Source organism: Nocardia sp. NPDC088792 (genome assembly GCF_044750615.1).
Classification (GTDB): Bacteria; Actinomycetota; Actinomycetes; order Mycobacteriales; family Mycobacteriaceae; genus Nocardia.
Genome location: NZ_JBIVKC010000003.1, coordinates 49,244 through 64,198, shown reverse-complemented (window position 1 = coordinate 64,198; position 14,955 = coordinate 49,244). Strand labels below are relative to the sequence as shown.

Genomic DNA, 14,955 nt, shown 5'->3' with positions numbered 1-14,955 from the left:
TTCAGTTCTTGGGTCCGCCGGCCACGTAGATCACCTGGCCGGAGACGAATCCTGCTCCCTCGCTGACGAGGAAGGAGATGGTGTGCGCGATGTCCTCGGGCTGTCCGGCGCGGTTCACCGGAATAGTCGCCACCACAGCCTTTTTGAAGTCCTCGAACGGGACGCCCACCCGGGCGGCGGTGGCCGCGGTCATCTCGGTCTCGATGAAGCCGGGGGCGACGGCGTTGGCGGTGACGCCGAACTTGCCGAGTTCGAAGGCGAGGGTCTTGGTGAAGCCCTGCAGACCGGCCTTGGCGGCGGAGTAGTTGGCCTGACCGCGGTTTCCGAGCGCGGAGGTGCTGGAGAGGCTGACGATGCGGCCCCATTTCTGGTCGATCATGTGCTTCTGCACCGCGCGCGACATCAGGAACGATCCCCGCAGGTGCACGTTCATGACGGTGTCCCAGTCGTCGACGGACATCTTGAAAAGCAGATTGTCGCGCAGTACGCCGGCATTGTTGACCAGAACGGTGGGTGCGCCCAGTTCGGTGGCCACCCGGTCCACGGCCTGTGCGACGGCGGCTTCATCGGCGACGTCGGCGCCGACGGCGAGTGCGCGGCCGCCGTGCTGCACGATCTCGTCGACGACCGGCTTGCAGGCGTTTTCGTCGAGATCGATTACGGCGACGGCCATTCCGTCATCGGCGAGCCGGCGTGCCACGGCCGCGCCGATTCCGCGTGCTCCACCCGTGACGATCGCGATCCGCTCCGGCTGGTTGCTCATTGCTGCCTCTCCTTCGAGTGATGTTCGGGCTGAATGATGTTCGGGCGCTGCGGCAGTTCGGCCACGGCGTGGGACTGCGACTCAGACGCCGCCGGTCAGCGTGACGCCGCCGTCGATGACCACGAGCTGCCCGGTCAGCCAGCTCGCATCCGCGGAGAGCAGGAAGGCGACCACGCCGCCGATGTCCTCGGGCACGCCGAGGCGCTTGAGCGGATAGGGCGCGGCCACTTCGTCTTCGCGGCCCTCGTAGAGCGCGCTGGCGAACTTGGTCTTCACCACGGCCGGAGCAACCGCGTTCACCCGGATGTTCGGGCCGAGTTCGACCGCGAGTTCCTGCGTGATGTGGGTCAGCATCGCCTTGCTGGAACCGTAGAACCCGATTCCCGGTGCGGGCTTGAGGCCCGCGACCGAGGAGACGTTCACGACCGCGCCGCCGTGCTCGTTCATCCAGGCCTTGTAGATCTGCTGCACCCACGACAGCGCGGCCAGGCAGTTGACGTTCACGATCTTGCGGGCGGCGTCGAGGTCGAGCTCGACCATCGGCCCGAAGACCGGGTTGATGCCGGCATTGTTGACCAGCAGATCGGCGCTGCCGAAGGTGTCGATCGCCAGCCCGATGGTCTCCACCTGATGCGCGATATCGTCGGCCTTACCGGCGACGCCGAGGGCGTGGGCGGGACCACCGAGCTGCGCGACAGCCTCGTCGAGGGCTTCCTTCTTGCGCGCGGTGATCACGACCTTGGCGCCCTCGTCCACCAGGCGCTGGGCGATGCCGAGCCCGATGCCCCGGCTGGCGCCGGTGACGATCGCCGTCTTGCCGTCGAATCTGTTCACAGAGTGGTCCTTTCGGAGCTCGGGCAGAACTTACTGAGCGCTTAGTAATTACAGGCCACCATGCTCGACACATGCCTCACAGGTCAAGGGCGTCGACGCACGACTTCAGTGTGACTCGTGACACATCGAAGCTCGAGCGCGGCCCCCACCAGGCACTACGTGGGTGTTGTCGAATCCGGATTCAGGTTTCAGGCGTCGGGGGCACTGTCCAGCAGATGCTGCTGGTAGCGGCGCATACCCGATAGCCAGCGGTCGTAGTCGTCGCCCTTGCGCCGATACATCTCCAGGACCTCCGGGTGCGGCAAGATGAGGAACCGCTCCTCGTCGAGGGCCGCCATGACCACCTCGGCGACCTCGTCGGGGGTCAGCACCACGCCCGCCGAGGTGACTGCCCGGGTCGCCGCCTCGCCGAGGGCGTCGCCGGAATTCTGGCCCGCGCGCAGCAGCGCGGTCTCCACACCCATGGGGCACAGGCAGCTGACCCGAATGCCGCGGTCGCCGTAGGTCACCGACAGCCACTCCGCGAATCCCACGGCCGCGTGCTTGGTGACCGAGTATGCGGCCGAACCGATCTGGGTGAGCAGTCCGGCCGCGGACGCGGTGCCGATGAAGTAGCCCTCGCCGCGCTCGAGCCAGCCCGGCACCAGCAGTCGCGCCGCACGCACATGCGCCTGCAGATTGACGTCGATGGCGGTCAGCCAGTCCTTGTCGTCCTCGCCCAGGCCGACCGGCCCGGCCACGCCGGCATTGGCGAAATACAGATCGACCGGGCCGAATTCGACCTCCGCGCGGGTGAGCAGCGCCTCGATCTCCGCGGCGTCGGCGACATCGGCGCCCACCGCGACGGCCGCGCCGGGACGGTCCGCGTCGATGGCCGCCACGACGCGCGCGGCGGCATCACCATCGAGATCGGCGACCACGACCTTCGCGCCGTCGCGCACCAGCCGGGCCGCGAGCGCGCCGCCTATGCCCCCGCCGCCACCGGTGACCACCGCAATCTTCCCCGCGACCTGCACGAGTTCTCCTTCCGAGCCGAAGACCCGGATCCGGCTGCGGATCCGAGTCGATGATGTCGCCTGTCTACTCGCCCCGGACACGGCATTCAAGGCCCCGAACTTCGGCGCGTCGGCTGCGGTCGGCGAAGATCAGTGCCGCGCTGCGCCTTTCGTCTCGTAGTTGAACTCGGCGTCAATTTTGCATACCGTGAGCCCCATCCCGGACCGAGCACACGGCATGCGACGTGGAGGAAACGTGACCGCACGAGATCTGCTCGCGGACTGGCAAGACCTGGGCAGCCGTCAGGTGCCCGCCAATGGCATCGAATTGCGGGTCGTCGAGCACGGCGAGGGTGCGCCGGTGGTGTTCTGCCACGGCTTCCCCGAACTCGGATTCTCCTGGCGGCACCAGGTTTTCGCGCTCGCCGACGCGGGCTTCCGCACCCTGACCCCGGATATGCGCGGCTACGGCGGCAGCTCGCGGCCCGAGCGCGTCGAGGACTACGACCTGCTGACGATCAGTGCGGATCTCGTCGGACTGCTCGATGCCGCCGGGCTCGAGGATGCGATCTTCGTCGGGCACGATTGGGGCGCTTCGGTTGTCTGGCAGCTGGCGCGCGCCTACCCCGATCGCGTGCGCGCGGTCGCCGGGCTGAGCGTGCCGGCCACGCCGCGCTCCTCGGCCCCGCCGGTGCCGATCCTGCGTAAGCGCCTCGGCGAGGACTTCTACATGGTGTGGTTCCAGGAACCGGGCGTCGCCGATCCCGTACTGGACAAGAACGTCCGCCACACCCTCTTGCAGGACGATGTGCTCAGCGCCCGCAACTTCCTCGACACCGACAGCCCCGAGCCGCCCTTGCCTGCCTGGCTCACGCCCGCCGAATTCGACTACTACGTCCAGGCTTTCACCGCGACCGGGTTCACCGGCGGTCTCAACTATTACCGCAATCTGGACCGTACCTGGGAGCTCACCGCGCACCTGGCCGATGTGAAGGTCACCCAGCCGTCGCTGTTCATCGCCGGTTCCACCGATCCGGTCATCCGGTTCACGCCGCTCGCGAAAATGCCGGAGATGCTGACGGATCTGCGCGGGTCGCTCATTCTCGAGGGCGCCGGCCACTGGATTCAGCAGCAGCGGCCGGCGGAGGTCAATGCCGCCCTGATCGATTTCGCGCGCGCGGTCGCCTGATCAGACCGCGGGCGCGGTCCGCAGTTCCAGGACCCCGTATTCCGGGCCGACTCCGGCGGCCGCGGTCGCCGCAATGCGCGCGTCGAGTCGTTCGGCGATATCGTCCGGGAACGGCGCCGGGCGGCGCGATTGCAGATCGACGTTGACGGCGAGGAATTCGAACGAGTTCGCGACCTCGCTGGTCGACAGGTTCAGCAAGTACGAGATACCGTGCAGTGCTTTGCCGGTCCGCCCGAGATGGCCGACGTGTATCGAAACCTCGTGCCCGACAAGTACTTCCCGCAGGTATCTGACGTGCTGTTCCTTGGCGAAGGAGCCGAATTTGCCGGCGTGCGGTCCGTAGCCGAGTTCGCGATGCATCTGCCACAAACCCTCACCGTGCAGCCCGTAGTAATGCATCACGTTCATGTGACCGTTGCCGTCCTCGAATTCGGGCGGGATGACCCGGTCGAAGGAACGCAGTAGTTGGTGTGCTTGCGCGAAGGACGGTAGAGCCGCAGTCATGAATTCTCTCCGGGTTTCAGCTGCAGCCCGTTGATCCACAGCTGGGTCAGTGTCGTCACCAGCTTCTCGAACGAGATGCGTTGGTTCTGAACGAAAACCATATACGCCATACGACTCACCATCGCGGACAAGGCATGCGAAGTGATCATCGGATCGAGATCGGCGGCGGCCTGCCCGGATTCCTGCAGCGTGCGGATCAGCCGCGCATTGCGTTGGGCGAAGGCCCGGCCGCGCTCGACCCGCATGCGCCGGAAATTCTCGTCGACCTGCGCGACCTGCTCGAACAGGGCCATCAGGCGGGCATTGCGCTTGTAGGACAGCAGATAATCGCGGTTCGCGGCCTCGATGAGCGCCCGCACATCGGTGGTCCCGCTGCGTTCCCGCACATGCGGATGCAGCATCTCCTCCGACACCTGTTCGACCAGGGCCGCGAAAATCTCTTCCTTGCTGTCGAAGTAGGTGTAGAACGAGCCGGACGCCATGCCCGCGGCCTTCGAAATGTCCGCGATCCGCGCATCCAGGTAGCCGTCGCGTTCGAAGACCTCCCGCGCGGCCGAGATCAGCGCAGCGCGAGTCCGCACTCCCCGCTGGGTACGCGGCGCCACTCGACCGGATTCGCTCACAACCAGCTACGGTACAACGGTGACCGGCCAGCGCCCGGATCGCACCAATCGCACGGCCACCGAGCCGATGAGCCGATGTCCCGCCTGCTGCGAGGCGCCCACCACCACCGCATCGGCGCCGAGTTCGTCGGCGGCCTTGGCCAGTTCCGTATACGGATCACCGCGCCGGGTCAGGAATTTCCAGCGGATGGTGAAGACGTCCTCCACCCGCTCGACCGCCTCCCGGATCTCCTGTGCCAGTTCGTCGGCGATATCCGAGGTGAGGGCCTGCACGTCCGCGCCCATGGCGGTCACCATCGGCATCCACGGTTGCACGTACACGACGGCCAGTGTTGCCCGCTGCCGGCGCGCCAGACCGCCCGCGTAAGCGGCAGCCCGCCAGGAGGATTCGGATCCATCGACGCCCACCACGATCACCAGTGGACCGTCGGTACCCAATTCGAAGCCGGACGCGCCCTGCGCGCCGGGAGTCGTAGGTTCGGCCACCACTTCACCCTAGTCGGAACAACTCACCGGCCGCATCACGCGACGTCATCCAACCCGGTCCTTGTTCGCGCGGGCCCTGCAAGACTGATGGGACCCATCGATGACAGCAGAGGAGTCCACCTCATGTCTCAGCCGACCTCCCCCACCGTCGTACTCGTGCATGGCGCTTTCGCCGACGCTTCCGGCTTCGGCGGCGTGATCCGTGAACTGCGCACCGCCGGGCACACCGTGATCGCTCCACCGAATCCCTTGCGCAGCTTGGCCTTCGACGCGGCTTCCGTGGCTTCGCTGGTTGCCGCGATCGACGGGCCGGTCGTGCTGGTCGGGCATTCCTACGGCGGCGCGGTGATCACCCAGGCCTCGGCCGGCTTGGACAATGTGACCGGGCTGGTGTACCTGGCGGCCTTCGGCCTCGACAACGGTGAAAGCTGCGCCGGCGTGCAGCAACCGTTCCCGCCGTCCCTGCTCGCGAGCACCTCCCGCCCGACCGCCTACGACGCCCCCGGCGCACCCAGCGGACCCGACCTCTACATCGAGCGCGACCGCTTCCGGGAAACCTTCTGCGCCGACGTGCCGGTCGATGTCGCCGACATCATGTTCGCCACCCAGCGCCCGCTCTCGCTGGCCGCGCTCACCGAGAACGCCACCGCCGCGGGCTGGAAGACCAAACCGTCGTGGTACCTGGTCTCCGAGCACGACAATGCGATCCCGCCGGAGGCCGAACGATTCATGGCCCAGCGCATGGGCGCCGACACCAAATCCATCGACGGCTCCCACACCGCCTTCATCGCCCAGCCGGTCGCGGTCGCGAGCTTCATCACCGAGGCGATAAACAAGAGCTGAGCTGCTCGATCGCACCGATGACGACGTCCGGGCGGTCGAGGGGAACGTCGTGAGAGCTGTTCTCTGCCAAGATAAGCCGGCGATTCGGGGCCTCGCCGACGAAGTCCGCCTGGGCATCCTTCCACAACCGGGCGTCGTCGGGGGTGTCGAAAGGAGTTGCGGCGGAGACGATTGCAATCGCCGGGACGGTCTGCGGCCAGGACATCTTGTGGTATGCGAGGTGCACGGGGCCGTAATCGGCGGCTTCCGCGAGCAGTTGACGGGTTTCCCTCGTCGAGGGCTGGGCTTGTAGTGCGGCTATCTGCGATTCGTTCGCGGCGACGATCTTGGCTGTCTCGCTCTCGGTGAAGAATTCGGGCAGGTCGGCGTCGACGAGCACCGCACCGGCGACCTGGTCCGGGTGGTCATCGACGAAGTAGGTGGCGACCTCGCCGGCGAGTGAGTGCGCAACGAGAATCACCCGCCCCGCGACGCCCAGCTGGGTCAGGCCCGCCTCCAGATCCGAGGCCGCGTCCTGCGCCTTCCAAGGTCCGGGCACCTCATCACTGCGCCCGGCGCCCGCGCGGTCGTAGGTGATGATCTCCGAACCGGTTCGCGCGGCCAGCGCCGGCGCCAGCTGTTTCCAGTACGACGCGTCGTTCCCGCCACCCGCATCCAGCACGATCGCGGGCAACCTTCCAGGAGTCACGTAGAAGGCGAGCCGATGTCCGTTGTTCGAAATCATCTGCGGCGCTTGCGCTGCCGCAGCTCCTGCGGACAGGGTCATCAGCGCCGCGACCGCGATGACACCGACACACCGCATCAGCCCGGTCCGGTATTCAGCCATGAACATCACACTGCCCACCGGCACCATGCGACGGACAGCTACCGCAGTAGCAATGCGCACCGATACCGGAGTAGCGCCGCACGAAGTGTGGGCACCTCGATCCCATTGTGGTGAAGGCCGAGGACCGGTGCGGCTTTCGTAGATCGCGTACCGGATAATTCGCGCTGTGCGCCGGGTCCGGGTCATCGTGCAGGTCACGCTGTTGGTCGCGGCGTGTCTGATTGTGTTGTCCCCGGCTGCGACCCGATCCGGCCCGGATGCGCGGCTCGCGGGGCGGGACGTGATCGCGCAGATGTCCGGCTGGAATTGGCGGTCCATCGGCCGGGAATGCCGCGAAACGCTCGGCCCGCTGGGATACAGCGCCGTGCAGACCGAACCTCCGCAGGAACATTCGGTCCTGCCGGATCAGGGCTTTCCGTGGTGGGAGAGCTACTCGGCGGTGTCGTACCGACTGGACAGCCGTTGGGGTACCCGGGCGGAGTTGGCCGAGCTGGTGCGCAGCTGCCATTCGGCCGGGGTGCAGGTGTACGTGAATGTCGTCATCAACAATATGTCCGCCTTGGCCGGCTGCGGAGTCGGCAGCGCGGGCTCGCCGTACTGTCACTACAGCTATCCGGCAGTGCCGTACGGCGACAACGACTTCCACCATTGCGGCACGCCCGCCGACGACATTCAGGACTACCACAATCGCTATCAGGTCTTCAATTGTCAGACCTTCGGTGCGGCGGATCTGGCGACGGAGACCGACCGGGTCCGCGATCGAATCGGCGGCTACCTGAACGATCTGCTCTCCCTCGGCGTCGACGGCTTCCGGATCGACTCGGCGAAATACCTTCCGCCCGCGGATATCTCGGCCATCGAGCGACGGTTGACGCGACCGGCGTTCGTCTATCAGGAGGTCCTTTACGACTATCAGGGGCCGGTGCAGCCCCAGGAGTACCTCGCCACCGGCGATGTCATGGATGCCCGCTACGCCGGGAGTCTGAGCGCCGTCTTCCGCCAGGGCAGGTTGGCGACATTGCACGACTTCACTTCACCGCTGCCGTCGGACAAGTCGGTGGTGTTCGTGGCCAATCACGACACCGTGCACAACGGTTCCACTCTCAGCTATGCCGATCCCCGCCGCTACACGCTGGCGCACGCATTCATGCTGGCCTGGCCCTACGGCCGGCCGAAGGTGCTCAGCGACTACGCGTTCACCGGCTACGACGAGCCGCCACCCAGCGATGCGCTGGGCCGGACCGAGGATTCCATCTGCGGTTCCGGGCCCTGGCAGTGCGAACACTCCTGGCCGGGCATCGCCGGCATGGTCGGATTCCATGCTGCCGTGCACGACCTGCCCGTAGCGGATTGGTTCGACGACGGCGACAACCTGATCGCCTTCGGCCGCGGCCGCACGGGATACCTCATCATCAACGGTGCCCGGACCGCGGTCACCGATCACGCCTTCCACACCTCGCTGCCGCCGGGCAACTACTGCAATGTGCTGAACGGCCCGCCCCGCGACGGCATCTGCGCCGGACCGACCTATCAGGTCGACAACGCCGGCTGGCTACACGCCGCCCTCGACCCCCTCTCGGGCATCGCACTCCACCTCGGCGCGACCACCCGCTGAGCGCCGGCTGCCGAGCACAATCGGGCCGGATCGTATTCGACGATCCGGCCCGGATTGTCTTCTCGATCCGCTCGTCAGGACGCGGGCGGCGCATCCGGCGCGTTGAGGCGGTTGAACAGGCCGATGCCGACCGCGATCGCGGCAGGCCCACCGGCCAGCACCAGACCCGCGGCAGCACCGATCGGGATACCGATGCCGGCGCCCATCAGACAGCCGCCGATCCAACCGGGCAGCAGTACCGGGGTGCCCAGCACGGCGCCGATCGCACAGCCGCCGACGCCGCCGACCAGCGTGCCGATCAGGGTGCCGACCGAGCTGGCCAGACCGAGCTGGTTGACCGCGTTGCCGAAGGCCGCATCCTGGTCGGCCTGGCTGGCGACGTAGTGCAGCGCGGGCGCCGGGGTGGCCACCGCCGGGTCCATATTCGGGGTCAGGGTGGCGGTATTGCCGTCGATCTGGGCGTCGACCGGATGGGACATACCGTCCATCACGAAATTCAGCGGGAACGCGGTGACGAGCGCGCCCTGGCTGTCGCGCACCTGGAACTGGTCGCCGTCGGTGGTGAGCGACCCGAGATCGGTATTCACCAGGACCGAATTGCCCTCGATCTTGTCATTCCAGTGAATCGCCTGGTCACCGGCCGGAGCCGGGGCATCGGCATAGGCCGTGCCGGTGGCGATGCCGAGCGCTGCAATGGCCAGGGCCGAGGTCGCGGCGAACTTCTTGAACTGCATATGAATCCGTACTTTCTTCCGCAGGCGCAACCCTCATTTGGGATAGAGGACCTCATCTAGCACTCGTCAACAAGAATCGCCAGCAAATGTAGCCGGGACGTTGCTTGCTTGCGCCGAGACCGAATCGTAAGACCCGTTTTGCAGCGGATACAACGTTTTCCGAACATATATATAGTTCTTCCGCAAATCTCTGGATACGCAGCGTACTCACAAAAACGGCACATGAACGCAGCAAATCCGTTTATTGCGAACTGTCGGCTACCAATTACTGTGAGGAACGCAGAATGTCCTGCACAACAACATGATTCGTCGTTCGAGGTTAGGGTTACGCCATGTCTGGTCGCACCACACCCTCCGAGGACAACCGCCGACAGCTCGCACTGACCCCGGTCCAGGAAACCCTGGTGATCCCGCTGCACGGCCGGGCGGTGGAGTCACGCAAACCGCGGGGCCTGCTGCACGACGAACAAGCCGTGCGCATCGTCGACAGCATCGACTACGACTTCACCAAGTTCGACGGTGGGGCGAGCATTCTCATAACCGCCTTGCGCGCCTGCGTATTCGACGCCTGGACTCGCGAATTCCTGTCCGCGCACCCCGGCGGCACCGTGGTCGAACTGGGTGCGGGATTGAGCAGCCGGTTCGACCGTCTCGACAATGGCACGTGCCGCTGGTTCGATCTGGATCTCCCCGAGGTGATCGAGCTACGCGGGCGGTTCTTCGCCGATACCGAGCGGCGGCGGATGATCACCGCGTCCATCCTCGATTCCGGATGGCTCGACGAAGTGGCGGAGGCGCCGGGGCCGTATCTGTTCATCGCCGAGGGCGTGCTGCCCTACTTCGACGAGAGCGAGGCCCGGAAAGTACTAACCACCATGGTCGAACGCTTCCCCGGCAGCCTGATCGCCTTCGACACCTGCGGCCGCAAGGCGGTCGCGGCCCAGGATCGGCTGGATGCGATCAGCTCCATGCGGGCCCGAATGCGTTGGGCCTGCGACACTCCCCGCGCGCTCGCGGATATCGGGCTCACCCTCCGCGAGTCCCGCAATCTCGCCCGGACGCAGCCGTCCATCCGCAGGACACTCCCCCGCAAGCAGCAACTGGCGCTGCGGTTCACCGCGCTGCTCAATGTCAACGATTTCGCCAACTACCGCATGAATCTGTTCGCGGCAGGCTTGCAACGTTGACACATATCGGTCGCGCTGATACCCCGGAGGATATGACCACACCGAGTGAGTTCACATTCGAAAGCACTTACAAGGGTGAGGGCGGACCCCTGCAGCCGGGGACGAAACCACCGTGGAGTATCGGCGCACCGCAGCCGGAATTGCAGTCACTCATCGATCAGGGCAAGTTTCACGGCGACGTTCTCGATGTCGGATGCGGGGAAGGTGCGATCTCGCTGTATCTGGCCGAAAACGGCCACACCACAGTGGGTTTGGACAGCGCGCCGACCGCTATCGGACTAGCGAAGGCCGAGGCGGCGCGGCGTGGGCTGATCAAGGCCTCGTTCGAGGTCGCGGACATTTCGGCGTTCACCGGCTATGACGGACGCTTCGGCACCATCGTGGACAGCACGTTGTTCCACTCGATTCCGGTGGAACTGCGGGAGGGGTACCAGGAGTCCATCGTGCGGGCCGCCGCACCGGGCGCCTCGTATTTCGTGCTCGTATTCGACCGCACCGCGCTGCCGGAGAATCTCGATTTCGGCCCCAACCCCGTGACCTCGGACGAGCTGCGCGAGATCGTGTCCAAACACTGGGTGGTCGACGACATCTCGCCCGCCCGTATCCATGGCAACAACCTGCCCCGAGAATCCCAGGGGCCCATTCGATTCAACGATGTTCGCGACGAGCCCAGCGGCCTGACTTCGGTACCCGCCTGGCTGCTGCAGGCGCACCTGGGCTGATCGTCGAGGCTCAGCCGGCGGGCCGCTCACCCAAGTCCTGAGCGGCCTTGCGCAATGCCGTCGTGGCGCGGGCGAAGTAGTCGAACAGCACCTCGAGCTGGTCCGGGGTGTAGTCGACGAATACTTCCGCCATGCGGGTGCGATGCGGCTCCAGCACTGCCTGGACTCGACCCGAGGGGTCCGGCGCCTCCTCGACGACCACCTTGCGCCGGTCGGCCGGATCGGTGGTGCGACGAACGAACCCGGAGCGCTCGAGCCGGTCGATCAGGCGGGTCGCAGCGCCGGTGGTCAGGCCGGTTCGGGTGGCCAGCTCGCCCGCGGTCATGGGCCCGGCCAGTGCGATCAGGTTCAGCCCGAAGAAGTCGGTGCCGCCCAGACCGAGCGCCTGGGCGGCCGCGTGGGCGGTCACGGATTGCGCGGTGAGGTACTCGCGGTACGCGGCGCTGCCCTGCGCGAGCTGGGCCCACTTCTCGGGCGTCACATCCATTGACGCGGGGGCGGGCTCGGGCTTAGATTTATCTGCATTCATGCAGATACTTCCTCCATGCAGAGTCTTGATTCATGCAAGAAAGCATAAACCAGTGGAGGGAAACCCCTCTCGAGGAGAACCGACAATGAGCAACCGGGCCGCGGGCACCTCGGTGGTGCCGATGATGATCGCCGCCGTCGAAACCCTGCAACCACCCGAAACACGCTTGCTCACAGACGATCTGGCACTCGGGGTACTCCCCCGCGCACTCCGGCCGTTCGTCCGGTGGCCCGCCGCGCAACGCTGGGTACAAGGCATGTCGGACAAGCGGTCGCCCGGTATGTGGAACAGCCTCGCCTGCCGCAAGCGCTACCTCGATGACCTCACCACCACCGCGATCGGCACGGGCCTCGACGCGGTGGTCGTCCTGGGCGCCGGATTGGACACCCGGGCCTGCCGCCTGGCCGCGACGGCCGGTATTCCGGCCTTCGAAGTCGATCTGCCGGTCAATATCACCCGCAAACAACACCGAATCACCCTGCCCGAGAGCATTACCGCCGTCCCCATCGACTTCGAAACCGAGGATCTCACCGCCACGCTGATTGCCCACGGCTACGACCCGAAGGCGAAAACGCTGTTCCTCTGGGAGGGCGTAACCCAATACCTGACCGAGAAAGCCGTCCGCACCACCCTCGCCGCCCTCGCCGGCGCAGTGACGGGTAGCACCCTCGGATTCACCTACGTCCAGCAGGACTTCCTCGACGGCACGAACTACTACGGCACCCCATCCACCTACAAGCAGTTCGTCGACGGGGGCCTGTGGCGCTTCGGCCTGCGACCCGCCGACGTCCCCGATCTGCTCGCCGAATACGGCTGGCGCGAGGTAGAACAAGTCGGCGCACACGAATACACGACCCGGTACCTGCAACCCGCCGGCCGCACCGACATCACCGACCTCGAACGCTGCGTACACGCGCAGAAGAGCTGACCCGGCGCGGATTCCGCCGGTAAGGGGGTAAACCGCGTTGACTGACAACCCGAACAGCCAGGCTCCGGACGACGCCGGTCCCGCGGACGAACCCGCCCGAGCCTGGTCGAAGGGCCTCTCCCTGACCGGCGCCGCACTGCTGTTCATGGTGCTGCGACTATTGGCCGTCTCCAATTACGACTGGCGGCGCGCCTCATCGATAGCCGGCACCATCGGACTCGACGACGCCTCCCGCATAGTCCTGGGCACGCTACTGGCCGACCCCACGGTCACCGGAATAATGCTGGCGGTTCTCGTCCCGATCAGCCTCAGCCACCAATACCGCCTCGGCAAACCCTCCGCCGACAATGCCGGCAACCTCGCCATGCTGATAGTCGTATCCCTTTTCGCCGCAGTACTTCTCATCACCTACCACATGTGGTGGATGCTGATAATCGCCGCCGCCTTGGGTGCGGCGCTCCTGGCCCTGCAGATCAAAGGCCACCGAGACGCCCAAGGCCGCCGCTTCGCCCTCTTCGTAGCCCACCGCACCGGCTTACTCATGATCCTCGCGGCCCTCATTGTCGCCGCGATAGTCCACGTCCCATGGATGCCGTTGGAACGCATCGAAACCCGCACCGGCACGGTAATCGGCTACGTAATGGAAAACCCGCCCGGCTTCCTCAAAGTCCTCACCGACAAGGACCGGGAAATCCTCATCATCAATGTCGACGACGTCCGCTCCCGCGAAGAACTCCCGGTAACCCGCTGATCAAACCTGTACGGCGACGGCCGTCTCCGTCGTGGCGAGGTCGGCCGGTGCGAGGCAGGGAATCCCGCTGGGACAGGGCACGAGGTGGACCGATGCGGGTGAGACGCTGACCTCGCGTCGTCTGCCGACCAGGAGTCCGGCGATCGTCACGATGATCAGCACCGCAACACCGGTGGCGTAGGCAAGGCCGGTGACACGAAGTCCGATGTGCCCGGCCGCAATTCCGGCGGCCAGCGCCGGAATACCGAGTCCGAGATACAACGCGACATAGATCACGGCCAGCATGCCGGCCCGCGTGTGCGGCTCGGCCAGCCCGATCAGCGATCCGAACACACCGACAAACGACGGTCCAAGGCCCAGGCCCACCACCGCGGACCCGACAAGAAACAACACCCCACTGGTAGCCGCGATGCCCCACGCGCTCAACCCGACGCCGACAAGCATCACCGGACAGCCCAGCAGCATCATCGTGGCGGGTGCGATGCGGCGCAGCCCGATCGACGGCCCGATACTGAGCCCGGTAACGAGGAAAATCACCACCCCACCCCATAACCGGTTGTGCGAGTTCAGCAATTGCACGATCAACGACGGGGCCAGCGACAAGTACAGACCACTCAACGCCGACAACGCCACCAGACACGGCAACAGCCCCACGAAGGTCCTCCGCGCGCCCGCGGGCACCGTCACCGCCGGCCGCAACGACGCCAGTGCGCCGGGTCGGCGAGCACCCGGCTCGGGCATCATCAGAATCCCGATCGCGGCAACTCCGAACGCCGCCAGCAACACCCAGTAGACCGTGTGGGTCGGCGCAGGCCCGTACTCGACCAGCACGCCCGCACCGAGTCCCCCGATCGCCTGACCCCCGGATTGCGCGGCCGTATTGGTCAGCGGCGCCAACCCCGCCTTACCTGCAGGCTGGGTCTCGATCAATCCCGCCGACAACGCACCACTGACCAGCCCGACCGCAACTCCCTGCAATGCCCTGGCCGCAAACAGCAACCCGACCCCGCCCGCAGCCAGAAACAGCACGGCAGCAACAGCATTGACCGCCAGCGCAGCGGCGATCACCGGTCGACGACCGACATAATCCGACAGTGACCCGGCAATCAGCAACGTAATGAGCAGCGTCGCCGCGTAAACGGCGAAAACCGCAGTCAGCGTAGACGCCGAAAAGTTCCACCGACTCTGATACACCACGTACAGCGGAGACGGAGCACTGGAACTGAAAAGGAACAACGTCACCAGTGCAGCCAGCAACCAGAACGACGCCGTCCTCGACATACCCATCCTCATCCGTGAACCAACCCCATCACCTGATCCCGACCACGATCGGCACCGGCCGCAGCACTGATCGATGGTGCCAATAGCATTGGGCCGCATCAACAGCGATCTTCCCGATAATCGATAACCACCGGTTATCGATCGC

General features: G+C 65.9%; 17 protein-coding genes. 7 read left to right on the top strand and 10 right to left on the bottom strand.

Going from position 1 to position 14,955, the window contains the following annotated elements; translation table 11 throughout:
• Position 1 precedes the first annotated feature (1 nt).
• From fabG to ACIP5Y_RS18205, 3 genes are all read right to left on the bottom strand, one after another.
• Complete coding sequence (fabG, locus tag ACIP5Y_RS18215; protein ID WP_400351394.1) at positions 2–763, bottom strand: 3-oxoacyl-ACP reductase FabG; 762 nt, start codon at positions 761–763, stop codon at positions 2–4.
• 81 nt (positions 764–844) lie between these two features.
• Positions 845–1,597, bottom strand: a complete 753-nt coding sequence (locus tag ACIP5Y_RS18210) for an SDR family oxidoreductase (protein WP_400351393.1) — start codon at positions 1,595–1,597, stop codon at positions 845–847.
• A gap of 188 nt (positions 1,598–1,785) precedes the next feature.
• A complete protein-coding gene (locus tag ACIP5Y_RS18205) occupies positions 1,786–2,613 on the bottom strand; it encodes an SDR family oxidoreductase (RefSeq protein ID WP_400351391.1) in 828 nt (275 codons plus the stop codon).
• 235 nt (positions 2,614–2,848) lie between these two features.
• On the opposite strand from ACIP5Y_RS18205, the gene ACIP5Y_RS18200 reads away from it, so the two are divergent.
• On the top strand, positions 2,849–3,781 hold the full coding sequence (locus ACIP5Y_RS18200; RefSeq protein WP_400351389.1) for an alpha/beta fold hydrolase: 933 nt from the start codon (positions 2,849–2,851) through the stop codon (positions 3,779–3,781).
• On the opposite strand, the gene ACIP5Y_RS18195 is transcribed toward ACIP5Y_RS18200, so the two are convergent.
• The 3 genes from ACIP5Y_RS18195 to ACIP5Y_RS18185 are packed head-to-tail and all read right to left on the bottom strand — an operon-like array spanning position 3,782 to position 5,394.
• Entirely contained in the window at positions 3,782–4,285 is a 504-nt protein-coding gene (locus ACIP5Y_RS18195; protein WP_400351388.1) for a thioesterase family protein, read from the bottom strand.
• Positions 4,282–4,908, bottom strand: coding sequence for a TetR/AcrR family transcriptional regulator (locus ACIP5Y_RS18190; RefSeq protein ID WP_400351386.1), 627 nt, complete (start codon positions 4,906–4,908; stop codon positions 4,282–4,284). The genes ACIP5Y_RS18195 and ACIP5Y_RS18190 overlap by 4 nt, the downstream gene beginning before the upstream one ends.
• 6 nt (positions 4,909–4,914) lie before the next feature.
• Complete coding sequence (locus tag ACIP5Y_RS18185) at positions 4,915–5,394, bottom strand: universal stress protein (protein ID WP_400351384.1); 480 nt, start codon at positions 5,392–5,394, stop codon at positions 4,915–4,917.
• Between the two features lie 123 nt (positions 5,395–5,517).
• Here ACIP5Y_RS18185 and ACIP5Y_RS18180 point away from each other — a divergent pair, with 123 nt between their 5' ends.
• A complete protein-coding gene (locus ACIP5Y_RS18180; protein WP_400351382.1) occupies positions 5,518–6,237 on the top strand; it encodes an alpha/beta hydrolase in 720 nt (239 codons plus the stop codon).
• On the opposite strand, the gene ACIP5Y_RS18175 is transcribed toward ACIP5Y_RS18180, so the two are convergent.
• Entirely contained in the window at positions 6,212–7,063 is an 852-nt protein-coding gene (locus ACIP5Y_RS18175; protein WP_400351381.1) for an alpha/beta fold hydrolase, read from the bottom strand. The genes ACIP5Y_RS18180 and ACIP5Y_RS18175 overlap by 26 nt on opposite strands.
• Before the next feature lie 166 nt (positions 7,064–7,229).
• Here ACIP5Y_RS18175 and ACIP5Y_RS18170 point away from each other — a divergent pair, with 166 nt between their 5' ends.
• Positions 7,230–8,678: an alpha-amylase family protein gene (locus ACIP5Y_RS18170; RefSeq protein ID WP_400351380.1), complete on the top strand. Its 1,449-nt coding sequence runs from the start codon at positions 7,230–7,232 to the stop codon at positions 8,676–8,678.
• A 74-nt stretch (positions 8,679–8,752) separates the two neighbouring features.
• Here ACIP5Y_RS18170 and ACIP5Y_RS18165 read toward each other — a convergent pair whose 3' ends face one another.
• Positions 8,753–9,412, bottom strand: a complete 660-nt coding sequence (locus ACIP5Y_RS18165; protein WP_400351378.1) for a hypothetical protein — start codon at positions 9,410–9,412, stop codon at positions 8,753–8,755.
• A 332-nt stretch (positions 9,413–9,744) separates the two neighbouring features.
• On the opposite strand from ACIP5Y_RS18165, the gene ACIP5Y_RS18160 reads away from it, so the two are divergent.
• The gene (locus tag ACIP5Y_RS18160; protein WP_400351376.1) at positions 9,745–10,599 is read left to right on the top strand and encodes a class I SAM-dependent methyltransferase; all 855 of its coding nucleotides are present in this window, start codon (positions 9,745–9,747) and stop codon (positions 10,597–10,599) included.
• Positions 10,600–10,631: 32 nt separating this feature from the next.
• A complete protein-coding gene (locus ACIP5Y_RS18155; RefSeq protein WP_400351375.1) occupies positions 10,632–11,321 on the top strand; it encodes a class I SAM-dependent methyltransferase in 690 nt (229 codons plus the stop codon).
• A 10-nt stretch (positions 11,322–11,331) separates the two neighbouring features.
• Here ACIP5Y_RS18155 and ACIP5Y_RS18150 read toward each other — a convergent pair whose 3' ends face one another.
• On the bottom strand, positions 11,332–11,850 hold the full coding sequence (locus ACIP5Y_RS18150) for a MarR family winged helix-turn-helix transcriptional regulator (RefSeq protein ID WP_400351374.1): 519 nt from the start codon (positions 11,848–11,850) through the stop codon (positions 11,332–11,334).
• Between the two features lie 85 nt (positions 11,851–11,935).
• Here ACIP5Y_RS18150 and ACIP5Y_RS18145 point away from each other — a divergent pair, with 85 nt between their 5' ends.
• Positions 11,936–12,778, top strand: coding sequence for an SAM-dependent methyltransferase (locus tag ACIP5Y_RS18145; protein WP_400351372.1), 843 nt, complete (start codon positions 11,936–11,938; stop codon positions 12,776–12,778).
• A 37-nt stretch (positions 12,779–12,815) separates the two neighbouring features.
• Positions 12,816–13,529 (top strand): hypothetical protein, encoded by a 714-nt coding sequence (locus ACIP5Y_RS18140; RefSeq protein ID WP_400351371.1) that lies wholly within the window; start codon positions 12,816–12,818, stop codon positions 13,527–13,529.
• On the opposite strand, the gene ACIP5Y_RS18135 is transcribed toward ACIP5Y_RS18140, so the two are convergent.
• Positions 13,530–14,909: an MFS transporter gene (locus tag ACIP5Y_RS18135; protein WP_400351369.1), complete on the bottom strand. Its 1,380-nt coding sequence runs from the start codon at positions 14,907–14,909 to the stop codon at positions 13,530–13,532.
• Between the last annotated feature and the right edge of the window lie 46 nt (positions 14,910–14,955).

Excerpts from the sequence above, each read along its gene's own strand:
- fabG (WP_400351394.1), bottom strand. The coding sequence starts at position 763 with ATGAGCAACCAGCCGGAGCGGATCGCGATCGTCACGGGTGGAGCACGC.
- ACIP5Y_RS18195 (WP_400351388.1), bottom strand. The coding sequence starts at position 4,285 with ATGACTGCGGCTCTACCGTCCTTCGCGCAAGCACACCAACTACTGCGT.
- ACIP5Y_RS18180 (WP_400351382.1), top strand. The coding sequence starts at position 5,518 with ATGTCTCAGCCGACCTCCCCCACCGTCGTACTCGTGCATGGCGCTTTC.
- ACIP5Y_RS18175 (WP_400351381.1), bottom strand. The coding sequence starts at position 7,063 with ATGGCTGAATACCGGACCGGGCTGATGCGGTGTGTCGGTGTCATCGCG.
- ACIP5Y_RS18165 (WP_400351378.1), bottom strand. The coding sequence starts at position 9,412 with ATGCAGTTCAAGAAGTTCGCCGCGACCTCGGCCCTGGCCATTGCAGCG.
- ACIP5Y_RS18160 (WP_400351376.1), top strand. The coding sequence starts at position 9,745 with ATGTCTGGTCGCACCACACCCTCCGAGGACAACCGCCGACAGCTCGCA.
- ACIP5Y_RS18155 (WP_400351375.1), top strand. The coding sequence starts at position 10,632 with ATGACCACACCGAGTGAGTTCACATTCGAAAGCACTTACAAGGGTGAG.
- ACIP5Y_RS18150 (WP_400351374.1), bottom strand. The coding sequence starts at position 11,850 with ATGAATGCAGATAAATCTAAGCCCGAGCCCGCCCCCGCGTCAATGGAT.
- ACIP5Y_RS18145 (WP_400351372.1), top strand. The coding sequence starts at position 11,936 with ATGAGCAACCGGGCCGCGGGCACCTCGGTGGTGCCGATGATGATCGCC.
- ACIP5Y_RS18135 (WP_400351369.1), bottom strand. The coding sequence starts at position 14,909 with ATGCGGCCCAATGCTATTGGCACCATCGATCAGTGCTGCGGCCGGTGC.